This window comes from Microbacterium sp. cf046 (assembly GCF_900114345.1).
Classification (GTDB): Bacteria; Actinomycetota; Actinomycetes; order Actinomycetales; family Microbacteriaceae; genus Microbacterium.
This window is the reverse complement of sequence record NZ_FOZJ01000003.1, coordinates 342,327-355,408: the sequence shown is the minus strand read 5'-3', so window position 1 is coordinate 355,408 and position 13,082 is coordinate 342,327. Positions and strand designations below refer to the sequence as shown.

Annotated in this window: 8 protein-coding genes, 2 tRNA genes and 1 pseudogene; 3 read left to right on the top strand and 8 right to left on the bottom strand. The window is 66.3% G+C overall.

All coding sequences use genetic code 11. The features are described 5' to 3' along the window. Positions 1-6: 6 nt before the first annotated feature. Together BM349_RS14135 and BM349_RS14130 are read left to right on the top strand one after the other, a co-directional pair. On the top strand, positions 7-1,410 hold the full coding sequence (locus BM349_RS14135; protein ID WP_175525311.1) for a lipase/acyltransferase domain-containing protein: 1,404 nt from the start codon (positions 7-9) through the stop codon (positions 1,408-1,410). After that, positions 1,403-3,274, top strand: coding sequence for a hypothetical protein (locus BM349_RS14130; RefSeq protein ID WP_091707549.1), 1,872 nt, complete (start codon positions 1,403-1,405; stop codon positions 3,272-3,274). The genes BM349_RS14135 and BM349_RS14130 overlap by 8 nt, the downstream gene beginning before the upstream one ends. Positions 3,275-3,529: 255 nt before the next feature. On the opposite strand, the gene BM349_RS14125 is transcribed toward BM349_RS14130, so the two are convergent. The 8 genes and pseudogenes from BM349_RS14125 to serS all read right to left on the bottom strand — a co-directional run bounded on the left by BM349_RS14125 (position 3,530) and on the right by serS (position 11,949). Beyond that, entirely contained in the window at positions 3,530-5,815 is a 2,286-nt protein-coding gene (locus tag BM349_RS14125) for a WD40 repeat domain-containing protein (protein WP_091707548.1), read from the bottom strand. A gap of 164 nt (positions 5,816-5,979) precedes the next feature. Then, positions 5,980-6,093: pseudogene (locus tag BM349_RS19090) on the bottom strand (IS3 family transposase); the annotation flags it as partial. A gap of 669 nt (positions 6,094-6,762) precedes the next feature. Next, positions 6,763-6,851, bottom strand: a tRNA-Ser gene (locus BM349_RS14115). 72 nt (positions 6,852-6,923) lie between these two features. Further along, positions 6,924-8,198, bottom strand: a complete 1,275-nt coding sequence (locus BM349_RS14110; protein ID WP_254773918.1) for an LCP family protein — start codon at positions 8,196-8,198, stop codon at positions 6,924-6,926. A 6-nt stretch (positions 8,199-8,204) separates the two neighbouring features. Further along, complete coding sequence (locus BM349_RS14105) at positions 8,205-9,476, bottom strand: LCP family protein (RefSeq protein ID WP_254773916.1); 1,272 nt, start codon at positions 9,474-9,476, stop codon at positions 8,205-8,207. A 57-nt stretch (positions 9,477-9,533) separates the two neighbouring features. After that, positions 9,534-9,618 (bottom strand) — tRNA-Ser (locus BM349_RS14100). A gap of 116 nt (positions 9,619-9,734) precedes the next feature. After that, positions 9,735-10,643 carry an HAD family hydrolase gene (locus BM349_RS14095; RefSeq protein WP_091707546.1) on the bottom strand — a complete coding sequence of 303 codons (909 nt, stop codon included), beginning with the start codon at positions 10,641-10,643 and terminating at the stop codon, positions 9,735-9,737. A gap of 25 nt (positions 10,644-10,668) precedes the next feature. Continuing rightward, positions 10,669-11,949: a serine--tRNA ligase gene (gene serS, locus BM349_RS14090; RefSeq protein WP_091707545.1), complete on the bottom strand. Its 1,281-nt coding sequence runs from the start codon at positions 11,947-11,949 to the stop codon at positions 10,669-10,671. Positions 11,950-12,023: 74 nt separating this feature from the next. Between serS and BM349_RS14085 the strand changes: the two genes are divergently transcribed. Next, positions 12,024-13,058 (top strand): diacylglycerol/lipid kinase family protein, encoded by a 1,035-nt coding sequence (locus BM349_RS14085; protein ID WP_254773915.1) that lies wholly within the window; start codon positions 12,024-12,026, stop codon positions 13,056-13,058. The last annotated feature ends 24 nt before the right edge of the window (positions 13,059-13,082 follow it).

Here is a 13,082-nt window from a genome sequence, read left to right as displayed (position 1 = left end):
GTTCCGATGAGTGACATCGATCGATCGAAGAAGCCACAAGCGTCCGTCCTGGATGCGATAGTGATCGTGCCCGGCATTATGGGGAGTGAACTCGTCGACGGGGATGGGCACCAGATCTGGGGCCTTCAGCCTGCCGATGCGATCTCGGCATATTTCGGCGACCTCCTCGACCGACTCCGCGTCACAGATGAGGATCTCGCGGGTACCAGGGGCGTAAAAGCAACCCGACTCGTGCGCTACCCCGGGATTATCGGGTGGTTCAAAGGCGCTGAAAGCTATAGCGGGCTCGCCGCAAAGGTACGTGACACGGCCATCGATCCCCGAGCGGTGATCGAGTTCCCGTATGACTGGCGCCTGTCGGTGGCGTCGAATGGCGGGCGACTCGCGAGGGCCGCTGTCGACCACTGGGAGCGATGGCGCGAAGTAGTAATGGAAGAAAAGCTGGGCGATTCGTCCGCAGTCTCATTGACCGTCGTCGCTCACTCGATGGGCGGCCTCGTCACTCGGGCGGCGCAGAAGCTTCACGGACTCGACCAGATTCCACTGAATGTTCTCACACTTGGCACACCCTTTTACGGATCAGCGAAGGCGCTACGACTCCTGACGACCGGCAAGGGTGCGCCCCTTCCAGGCCTCAACGCGAGGAAGCTCCAGGCATTCGCAGTGAGCAGCCCCGGGCTTCACGACTTGTTGCCGCAGTACAGGTGCGTAACTAACGGTGAAGACGTGCGAACTCTCGCTCCTTCCGATCTCGCCACACTCGGAGGACGGGCTGACGCGGCCGTCGCGGCTAGGGAACGCTGGGAGCTGCTTGACCTTGCCTCCGGTCCGGGTGATGCGCAGTGGCGAAGCGCTGTCGGAGTGAATCAGCCAACGCTGCAGTCGGTGACGATAGACGCTGGCGAAGCAACGTTCCATGAGCATCTTCTCGGCCATGATCATGCTGGGGACGGTACGGTTTATCGCGGTGCAGCCGGGCCTGGATGGACTGGCTACTCGTCGACTCCTGTGACTCAGACGCATCCCGCCCTCATCGCGACGGCCGAATCGTTCGCCTTCGTGCACGACAAGCTGCTCCGTCGAGACGCCCGCCCTCCGCTCGGCACGTCGCACGTATCGTTGAGAACTCCGGATGTGGCACAGCCGGGCCACCCAGTCACCGTACGCGCCGCCCGGCTCGTGAGCGACGATGATGGACTGGATTGCGTCGCAGACAGTCACTACCTCACAGTCGAGTCTGAGAACACCGCAACTGGCCAACGCACGTCGTGGCAAGGCGCACAAGTGGTCGGGGATGGCTGGCTCGAGGCATCCCACCCGGGGCTCGCGCCAGGAATCCACCGCGTGCTGGTGTCAGGAGGCGGCGCCTCGCCGGTGGCGGACCTACTTTGGGTGGCTGCGGATGCCTAGCCTCGAGGCTCGCATCGTCGCCCACCACACGTACCCAAAGTCCAGCTGGTGGGATGTGCCGGAAGTCGAGGATGGCTCCAGAGTCGTCTCACAAGCCCTGACGCGCATCTCGGGCGTGACTGCGCGTGACGACAGCGCGCGAGCAACCTTCGTGGATCATCCGAATTGGCTCATCGAGCTGGCATCTCATCGCGATGGACCGTTGCTGGTCTACTGGGGCGGGCACGCCGAGATGCTCGGCAACAGTTACGCCGTGGCGTTTCCTGAAAGTGGACCACAATTATCTGAGCTCACGTCACTTACCTTCGAGAAGCTGGCCGCGGTCGTCGCCGCTCGGCAGTCGGCGCCTCCGGCAGACGGCCATGCTGACTGGTTGCTATTGATCCTCGACACATGCCAGTCCGTCGCGGGTGCCGAACAGATCTGGCATGCAACGCAGGGGAAAAGGCGCGACACCGCCATCGTCGCGACGTCGACCGAGGTCGGGTCCGCCTTTGCAGGGAGGTTTCCGATCCTCTTCGCGCAGTTCCTGGACGAGTATGGGCAGAACGACGCGCAGGTCGATCTGCTTGAGCTACTTCGTCGCATCGGCGACGCCCTCGACGAGGAGCAGCAAACTAGTGGCGGCGCGCACCTGCATACCTCGATTCGTGCTCATGCCGCGGTCTGGCCACGCCGAGATCACGCGCCGCTCGTCGGCCTGCGTTCGGATGTAAAAGAACTCGTTGAGGTCCTGGCAGCCTCACCCGACGTCATTCGCAATCACTTCTACGCGAAAGCGGCAAGCGTGGGACTCAATCAGCTGGACTGGGAGTTCACGGGCCGAATACCCGAACGCACACGAATCGCGCGATGGATGGACGAAGTGGAATCCGAGATTCAGATGCTGACAGTTACCGGCCCAGCCGGGTCAGGCAAGTCCGCCCTGTTAGGGATGGTGCTCGCATCCACGTCACCTGAGCTCGTCGTTGCATTGTCGCAATTGGGCGTCGACATTCCCACCGACACAGTGCCCACAAACACGAGCTTCACCGCCACCCTGCACTTGAGCAACCGTACGATCGACGAGGTGGTCGCCGAGGCCGCCAGCCAAGAAGGCTTCGACAACGTCCAATCCAGCGAGGATCTTATTGGCAGGTATCAGAAGGCGAGCGGACCCCGGCTGGTCTTAGCTGACGCGCTCGACGAGTCGCGCGACCCGATTCGTCTCGCCCGCCTCATGCACCAGATCGCGGAGCAACCCGGGTGCCGCGTCCTCGTCGGCACACGCCGGTCGCTCACTGAGACACCGGACAACCCGATTCCGCTCGACCACGCGCTCACGGACGCTCTCGTTCCTGATGAGATGCTCACAGTCGATGCCAGTAAGCCAAGTTTCCGCAACTATGTCCGGCGCCGTTTACAGCGTGCCATGGGCGAGCGACCCGACGACCAGGTGCGCGAGCTCGCCGACACTATCGCCGAGAAGGCAACCACGTTCCTGTACGCGCGCGTCGCTGTGGAAGAGATCATCGCGGACCCAGGATGGACGGCAACCAAGACAGCTCTCGCCATGCTGCTGACCCCCACTCACACGGGCATCTTCGAGAAGACCGTGAGCCGGCTGCAACGAACCGAACCGAACACCGAGCACCTCCTCCACGCCCTTGCATACGCCCGGGGAAACGGATTCCCGCGCACTGGCCGTATCTGGGAGGTCGCCGGATCAGCTGTGGCTGGAGTCACCTTGAGAGACCCCGACATTAGGCGTGCCCTTAAGACGGCCGCACCGTACATCACACAGGACACGGAGTTCGGAAACGAGGTGTATCGCCTCGGCCACCGCACCTTTGTCGAGTACTACCACGGCCGTGATGCTCGATGAACAGAGATGACGTCGACCGAACGATGGCGCGACCTCCTTCGACCTGGCGGGATACGCTCTCGGCGACGGTACGCGCAGAGACTTACCGTATTGAGTGATTTGTGCCTGTACCCGGCGATCGGGCTTGCTGATACCAATCAGGCGGTGCTCGAGAGCCGGTCAGTAGCTCCGATAAACATTCAGAGCTCACGCGGCACCGGCGGGCCTGATGTGCCGCTGTTACCCAAGGATGCAGGTTCAATCTCCGCACCATCATCACTCTGTCGCCGCACTTACGCTGATCCCGCAGATTCCTCGGCCCACTCCTACGAAGAGAGTCGAAGCAGTTGCTGCCACGGCCATCGTGGGTTCAGGAAATGTGATAACCGAGAGCGGCTCGAGCTGAGTCGGGTCCCACAGCCGGAGCGTGCCGTCCCGACTGGTGCTGGCCAGCACGGTGGTGCCGTGCGGCACAGGCACGGCGCAGCACCCGGTCACCGTATCTGTGTGGCCGGTCATTGGGTCGCCGTGTGGGTCGCCAGTCGATGGGTCCCAGAGCCGCACGGTGCTGTCCGCACTGGTGGTGGCCAGCAGGGTAGTGCCGTCTGGGAGCGGGATCGCGCAGCACCCGGTTACCCAGTCCGTGTGGCCGATGAGCGGGTCGCCGTGCGGATAGCCGGTCGAGGGGTCCCATAGGCGTACACTGCAGTCCACACTGACGGTGGCCAGTACGGTGTTGCCGTCCGACAGTGGCACCGCGCAGCAACCAGTTACCCAGTCCGTGTGGCCGACGAGTGGGTCGCCGTACGGGCGGCCGGTCCCCGGGTCCCATAGACGCACCGTCTCATCCTCGCTGGCGGTGGCCACGATCGTAGTGCCGTCCGGCAGTGGCACTGCGCAGCACCCGGTTACCCTGTCAGTGTGGCCGGTAAGCCAGTCACTCCTAGGGCGGCCGGTCCCCGGGTCCCATAGACGCACCGTCTCGTCCCAGCTCGTGGTGACCAGTACGATGGTGCCGTCCGCCAGAGGCGCTGCGCAGCACCCGGTTACCGAACTGGTGTGACCGGTCAGTGGGTCACCCCGCGGGGCTCCGGTTCCCGGATCCCACAGCCGCATCGTGCCATCCCGACTGGTGGTGGCCAGCACCTTGGTGCCGTCCGCCAGCGGCACCACGCAGCACCCGGTCACGTCGTCGCTGTGGCCCGTCAACGGCTCGCCGCGTGCGCCGCCAGCCTCGGGGTACCACAGGCGCGTCGTCTCATCCCGACTAGTGGTGGCCAGCACGCTGATGCCACCCGCCACCGGCACCGCGCAGCACCCCGTCACTTCGGCGGTGTGCCCGGTCAGCGGATTACCGTACTGGCGGCCAGTCCGAGGATCCCAAAGGCGTACGGTGCGGTCCCAACTCGTGGTTGCCAGCACGGTGGTACCGCCTGCAAGCTGGACGGTGCAGCACCCGCTCACGGCGGCGGTGTGGCCGGTCAGCGGCTCACCGTGCGGCGTCCCGGACAGCGGGTCCCACAATCGCACGGTGCCGTCCAAGTTCGTGGTGGCCAGCACCGTGGTGCCGTCCGGTAGCGGCACCGCGTAGCATCTGATAGACGAGTCTGTGTGGGCGAAGAGCGGGTCGCCCCGTGGGTGAATGGTCGACGGGTCCCAGAGAAAGACACTGCCGTCCCTACCGGCGGTGGCCAAGATGGTGGTGCCGTCCGGCAGAGGCACGACGCAGCACGCGGTCACGGCGTCGGTGTGGCCGGTGAGCGGCTCGCCATGCGGGAGACCGGTGAGCGGGTCCCATAAGCGCACTGTTTCGTCCCAGCTGGTAGTGGCCAGCAGCGAACTGCCGTCCGGCAGTTGTATCGCACAGCACCCGGTCAGGCCAGCGGTGTGACCGGTGAGCGGCTCGCCATGCGGGAGGCCGGTGCGCGGGTCCCACAGACGCACAGTTTCGTCCCAACTCGTGGTGGCGAGAAGCGAAGTGCCGTCGGACAGCGGCACCGCGCAACAGGCGGTCACCCTGCCGGCATGACCAGTCAGCGGCTCGCCGTGTGGGACGCCGGTACCGGGGTCCCACAATCGCACGGTGCCGTCTTCGCTGGTAGTGGCCAAGACGGTGCTGCCGTCGGACAGCGGCACCGCACAGCACCCCGTTACCTCGGCGGTATGGCCCAGAATGGGAGCGCTGTACGGGAAAGTGGGCGCGGCCCACAACACAATTGAATTGGGCTCCGGGGCGTGTCCGAGTTTACGTGCGGCAAGATCGCGGATTGTGCGTCGCTGGGAGGCCGGGAAGTGGACAAGGAGATCGGCAGCCCACACTGTCGCTTGGATAGTCGCTGGAAGTGGCTGCCAAAATCCGGTTCGCGCAACCTCGGAGTGGACGGCGGCCACGTCCATCTGATCCAGAAGAGCCTGTGTCGCCGCCAGATACCGCCAGCCGATGCTCTGGACATGAGCAGGCAAATAGCGCTCGAGGTACGGCTCGATGCTTTGCTTGGCGACAGCGGTCGACTCGGCAAGGCGTGTGAGCGCCAGCGCAATGGCTTCTCCGGCGACTGTCATGCGGAATCCTGTGCGACGTATAGTTCGACGATTGCGCGGTGTCCCAGGCGATAGAGTTGATGGCCGAACTCTGAGCCCTCGATCATCTGTTCGACGGCGCCGCTAGGAGCACGGAGCCTGACCCGGTTTCCCGCACGATTCTTGTGTGTTGATCATGCCGCGATCTAGGCGGCGGTGTGAAGAGCTTCGTAGGCGGCGGGACTGAGGTTGCCGAGGCTGGTGTGTCGTCGGCGCGGGTTGTAGAACCCTTCGATCCACTCGAATATGGCCGACGCGAGCTGCGGTCGAGTGTCTCAGCTGGTGCGGTCCAGCAGCCCGCGTTGCATCGTCCACCAGAACGACTCGATAAGCGCGTTGTCCACGGACGACACCACCCTGCCCATCGATCCGAGGAGCTCGGCCTGGCAGAGCCGGTGCACGAACAGCCAGTTGGTGCATTGCGCTCCGCGGTCCGCGTGGACGACGTTGCCCGGTTCGGGGCGGCGTCGTCAGCGAGCCATGCCGAGCGCGTCGACGCCGATCTCCGCGGTGATTCGGTCCGAGATCGACCAGCCTACGATCCGGCGGGAGTAGGCGTCGATGACGGCCCGCGCAGTAGACCCAGCCGTCTTTCACGCGGTGTTGCGTGATGTCGCAGAACCAGAACCGGTCCGGGCGTCGGCGCGGAACTGTCCTTTCACGAGGTCGTCGTGGAGCCGTGCCGGGCCATCTTGGGGGGACACCACCTGTGAAGGGGTGGTGCACCCCAAGCGCTTGAGTCGGCGACCTGCGCGGAATCACGCGGCAGAACGGGTCAACGTTCCCCATCGTCGATGGTTCCGCTGACCCCCAAGTGACCCCGAAGTGACCCCCAAAGGGGTCACTTCGGGGTCACTCGCACCCGCCGGGAACGTCGAATGAACTCCTCCGTCCAACACAAAACCCCCGCTTTACCAGGGGTTTTTCTGCGGAGACGGAGGGATTTGAACCCTCGGACCCCGTGAGGGGTCTCCACCTTAGCAGGGTGGTGCACTAGGCCGGACTATGCGACGTCTCCAGGCATCCAGGGCCGAAACCACTGGATGCGCCCAGCAATCATAACCGCTCGACCGGATGCGGAACGAACCGGCTACTGGCCGGGGCGCGTGCAGGTCACCTGTGCCGCGGTGGTGCCGGCGATCTCGGACGGCAGATCCACACGCACCTCGGGGGCGGCCGAGTCGGACGGCGTGGGAGTCGCTCCGTCTGCCGTCGGGTCGGTCGCTTCGCCGGTCACGTCGACACCGGAGCCCTGGCTGGCCTCGCCGGTCAGATGCAGGGGTTGATTCGCCTGGAGCGCGGCGAACAGCTGATCCGCGAAGTCCCGCAACGGCAGGACATTGATGTAGTCGTCGGTGTACTCCGTGGGGTACTGCACGAAGAGGATGTCCTCGTAGGGCACGTCTTTCGCGGCCATCGCGATCTGCACCATGCGCGTGGGGTTTGCCAGCTGCGAGCTCAGCACGAGCTGCGGTGGGTCGGAGCGGGTGAGCCCGATCGCCGTCGTGGCGAAGCGGAACAGCACCTCGGGGTTGGAAAGCACCGCATCGGATTTCAGTTTGCGCACCATCGAGGACATGAACTGCTGCTGGTTCGAGATGCGGCCGAGGTCCGAGCCGTCGCCGATGCCGTGCCGGATGCGGAGGAACTGCAGCGCTTCGACACCCTGCAGCGTGTGCGTGCCCGCCGTGAGGTTGAGGCCGGTGTGTGCGTCGCTGATGTCGCCGCTCACGCAGACGTCGACGCCGCCGATCGCGTCGGACATGTCGATCACGCCGGTCCAGCGGATCGCGCCGGCGAAGTGGATCTCCTCGCCCGTGAGCTGCTCGATCGTCATCACCGTGCAGGGCAGACCGCCGTACTGGTACGACGCGTTCAGCGGCTGGGAGCTCATCGCCGAGTACTCGCCGCCGCTGCCGTCGGGGCATGCCGGGATCGGCACGAGCATGTCGCGCGGGAACGAGACCACGGTGATGCGCCGCGGCTCGTCACTGATGTGCACCAGCATCGTGACGTCGTTGCGCTCGCCGGGGGCGTCCTCCTCGTCGGCGCAGCGCGGGAAAAGTGCGACGTCCTGCCCCTCGCACGAGTCCGAACCGACCAGCAGGACATTGACGCCTCCCTCGATCTCGCCGATCGACGGCGGCAGCGCACTGTCACCCGCGAGTTCCACCGAGTTCTCACCGAGCGCGGAGACGGTGTCCCACACGGCGTAGGCGGCGACCCCGACGGCGCTCACGGCGAGCACGGCCAGGACGACGCCCAGCATCGAGAGCGCCCGCAGGAGGGGATGCCGCTCCCGCAGCACTGCGTGCCGCGCAAGCGGAGTGCCGGCTCCCTTCGCGGGAGCCTTCTCGGACGCCACTGTGCGTCAGCCGCTGACGTTCCCGGCCGAGCAGGTGCTCTGCGCGGCGGTCGTGCCTGCGATCGAGTCGGGCAGTTCGACCGCCACTTCGGCCGGCGGCTCGGTCGCACCGGGCGTCGCCGAGGGGTCGGGCGTCGCGGGATCGGTCGGGGCCGGGTCGACGGTGATGACACCGCCGCCGAGGTTCGGGTCACTCGTCAGCACGATGGGCTGGTTCGCGGCGAGCGCCGCCCACAGCTGGTCGGCGGCCTCGTAGTCCGGTGCCACGCGGTTCGGGTCGTCCGGGTCTTCCACGACGGGGTACTGGACGAAGACGATCTCGTCGAACGGCACGCTCTTCACAGCGAGGGCGATCTGCACCAGCGTCAGCGGGTTGGTGAGGCTCTTGCTGGGCGTGACGTTGTTCACGGCGGTCGTCGCGAGCTTCAGCAGCGTCGCCGGGTTCGTCAGCACTTCCTCGCTGACGAGCTTGCGTGCCAGCCGCGACATGTACTGCTGCTGGTTGCTGATGCGGGCGAGGTCGCTGCCGTTCTCCAGGCCATGGCGGGTGCGCAGGAACTGCAGCGCCTCGATACCGGCGACCGTGCGGTTGCCGGCCGGCCAGTCGATGCCGGTGTAGTAGTCGCGGATTCCGCCGTTGCCGATGCAGACCTCGACGCCGCCGATCGCGTCGGTGATGTTGATCACGCCGCCGAAGTTGACCTTCGCCGCGAACGGGATGCTCATGCCGCTCAGTTGCGAGATGGTCTTCACGACGCAGTTGAGCCCACCGTCCATGAACACCGAGTTGATCTGCTGCTTGCTCGATCCGGAGGTCTCGGAGCCGTCATCGCGCGTGCACGACGGTGTCGGCGCCATCAGGTCGCGGGGGAACGAGATGACGGTGACTCGTCGGGGCGAATCGGAGATGTGCACGAGGAGGTTGACGTCGTTGAGCTCGCCCTCGGCGTCAGCACCCGTGCATCGGTCCCCGAAGTAGCCGGCGAACTCCGGCAGGCACTCGTCGGTGCCGGCGACGACGAGGTTGACGCCGCCCTCGATCGCTCCGATGTCGGGCGGAACGGCCTCCTGGCCCTCGAGGTCGACCGAGTTCTCAGTGAAGCTCGCGGTGATGTCGTAAGCGGCATATGCCGCGACGCCCGCGCTCGAGACCAGACCGACCGCGACGATGATCCCGAGGACCTTCATGATCATCGCGAACGGATGCGGCGACTTCAGCTCACCGTGGCGCGCAATCGTGCGGCGGCCACGCGTGGCGGGCTTGGTCGGCTGGCTCACTCGGGTCCTCTCGGGGGGCTTCGGGGTGCGGGGCTCGAGAGCACACCCACGACGAAGCGGAGGGTGTGGGATTCGAACCCACGGGACATTGCTGCCCACTGGTTTTCAAGACCAGGTCCATCGGCCGCTCGGACAACCCTCCCGATGAACGACACCTCGCGGCGCATCCCTCGAACAGGCGTCGAGTCTAGCCGACGGCACTGTTCACCCATTGTTCCAGGGGCTCCTGGGCAGGTGCTGTACGGGCGCGCCGAACGCTCAGAGCTTGCGGAGGACCTCGGCCACGCCGCCGTCCTGCACAGACGAGGTCGTCTCACCCGCGGCATCCCGGACTTCCTGGGGACCCTGCTCCATCGCGACCGCGCGGCCGCCGTTCTCGCGCGCCCAGCGGAACATGCCGACATCGTTACGTCCGTCGCCCATCACCAGCACATGGGCGGGGTCGATCCCGAGCCACTCGCGCACCCGGTTCAGCGCGGTGCCCTTGTCGACGCCCTGCGGGGCGATGTCGAGCCAGGCTGTCCACCCGACCGCGTACGAGACCTCATTCAGACCGATCCGCTCGACGAGCTCGACGAAGTCCTGCTCGGTGTCGCCGGGCGAGACCACGACGATGCGGCACACCGGGCGGGCGCTCAGCTGCTCGAACGGCACACGGGTCGCACGAGCGAGGTTCCAGTCGCCGAGGTGCTCCGTGTAGAGCCGATGACCGTCCGGCAGTTCCACCATGTACTTCGCGTCCGGCAGATGCTCCCGCAGCAGCGTGAGCACCTCGGTTGGGTCGAACGTCTCTGTGTAGAACCGGTCGTATTCGAGCGGGGTCCGTTCGGACTTGCGAAGGATGACAGCGCCGTTGGAGCAGACGACGAACTCGGGCTCGATCTTCAGCGCCCGCAGGATGTCCTCGGTGCCCTCCCAGCTGCGTCCGGTCGCCAGCATCACTTCGTGTCCGGCGCGATGGGCATGCTCCACCGCCTCGACGACACCGGGGCTGAGGGTCTCGTCCTCGAGCAGGATCGTGCCGTCGATGTCGAGCACGATGAGCAGGTGCTCGGTGGGAACCGCGGGATCCTCGGTGTCGCGGGCGACCTGCTCGACGAGCTTCGCCGCCTTCTTCTGCTTGACGACCTTGACGCTGCCGGTGGCCGGAAGGTGGGCGTCACTCATCCGATCGCACCCTCTGCACGCGTCCTCACGCGACGGGCTCCAGGATCTCGAGCCCGCCGAGGTACGGGCGCAGCACCTCGGGGACAACGACCGATCCGTCGGCGCGCTGATGCGTCTCGAGCATCGCGACGATCCAGCGCGTGGTCGCAAGCGTGCCGTTCAGGGTCGCGACGTGCTGCGTCTTGCCGGTGCCCCCGCCCTCCACCGCAGGACGGTGGCGGATGTCGAGCCTGCGCGCCTGGAACGTCGTGCAGTTGCTGGTGCTTGTCAGCTCGCGATACGCGCCCTGGGTCGGCACCCATGCCTCGACGTCGTACTTGCGCGCCGCGCTGGAACCCAGGTCGCCCGCGGCCACGTCGATCACACGGTAGGAGAGGCCGAGGTCCTGCAGCATCCCCTCCTGCATCGCGACGAGCCGCAGGTGCTCGGCCTCGGCATCCTCGGGGGTCGTGTAGACGAACATCTCGAGCTTGTTGAACTGGTGCACGCGGATGATGCCGCGCGTGTCCTTCCCGTACGAGCCCGCCTCGCGGCGATAGCACGTCGACCAGCCGGCATACCGCTTGGCCCCCTGGGACAGGTCGAGGATCTCGTCCATGTGATACCCGGCGAGCGGGACCTCGCTCGTGCCGACGAGATAGAGGTCATCCTCCTCGAGGTGGTACACCTCGTCGGAGTGCTGTCCGAGGAATCCGGTGCCCCGCATGACCTCGGGCCGCACCAGCGTGGGCGGGATGAGGGGCACGAACCCGGCCTGCAGAGCGCGGTCGAGCGCGAGCATCATGAGCCCGATCTCGAGCCGGGCCCCGATCCCCTTCAGGAAGTAGAAACGGCTCCCCGACACCTTGGTGCCGCGCTCCATGTCGATCGCATCGAGCAGCTCGCCGAGTTCGAGGTGGTCGCGCGGCTCGAAATCGAACACGGGCACGTCGCCGTGGGTGCGCAGCGTGATGAAGTTGTCCTCGCCGCCTGCCGGAACGCCCTCGATCACGATGTTCTCGATCTTGGCGAGCGCGGCGTCGGCGACCTCCTCGGCCGCCGTCACGGCGTGCTGGGCGGCCTTCACCTGCTCGCTCAGGGCCTTCGCCTCCGCGACCAGCGCGGCCTTCTCCTCCTTGGGAGCCTGTGCCACGCGCTTGCCGTGCGCATTCTGCGCCGCGCGAAGCTCTTCGAACGACGTGATCGCCGCGCGCCGTTCGCGATCGGCGGCGAGTGCATCATCGACCGTGCTCGTCGACTCCCCGCGCGACTCCTGCGAGCGCTTGACCAGCTCGGGATTCTCGCGGAGGAATGTCAGATCGATCACCTCACAAGTCTAGTCAGCGGGTCCCGGCGGGCATCCCGGTCTCGTGCATCGGCATCCCGGACTATCGTGTGACCATGACAGAGCCGGCAGCCAGTTCGCAGCCGGCTGAGCAGTCTCCGGCATCCGATCGGTCCCGCCGGGCCGCGCTCGTCTACAACCCGACCAAGGTGGTCCCGCGCACCCTGCGTGCGACCGTCACCCGCCTGTCGGCCGCCGCCGGCTGGGGCAAGCCGATGTTCTACGAGACGACGACCGACGACCTCGGCGACGGGGTCACTCGCGACGCGCTCGACGCCGGTGCGGCTGCCCTCCTCGTGGCGGGCGGCGACGGCACGGTCCGTGCGGTCGCCGAGGCGATGAGCGGATCGGGGGTTCCGCTGACGATCATCCCGAGCGGGACGGGCAATCTCCTCGCGCGCAACATGCTGCTGCCGCTGACGGATGCCGCGGCCATGGTGCAGGCGACCTTCGACGGCGACCGCCATCCCGTCGACGTGGGCTTCGCGACGATCCGCCACGCGGACGGTTCGACCCAGGAGCGCGCGTTCGTCGTGATGGGCGGCATGGGCCTGGATGCCGCGATGATCGCGAACACGAGCGGCGACCTCAAGAAGAAGGTCGGCTGGATCGCCTACGTCGACGGTGCGGCGCGATCGCTCGCGAACGCGAAGCCGTTCCGGATCGCCTATCAGGTGCACGGCCGGCGACTGCACTCGGCGAAGGTGCAGAGCATCCTGATCGCCAACTGCGGGTCGCTGCCGGCCGGCCTCGAGCTGATCCCTCAAGCATCCGTCTCGGACGGGGAGCTCGACATCGCGATCTTCCAGCCCAAGAACGCGCTCGGCTGGGTCCTGGTGTGGCGCAGGGTCGCCTGGGACAACAGCTTCCTGCGCCGCTTCCGCGCCGGGCGTCAGGTGCTCGCGCTGCGCACCGAGGACAACTCGGTGCTCTACGCGAAGGGCAAGGGCCTGGACGTTGCGACCGATCCTCCGCAGCCGGTGCAGCTGGACGGCGACGAGTTCGGGGAGGCGATCCGGATGCGCTGCAGGATCGTCGAAGGCGGGGTCATCGCCATGGTGCCGAAGGGGCACGACACGACGAGGATCTGAGTTCGGACGGTCGCCCGCGGACGG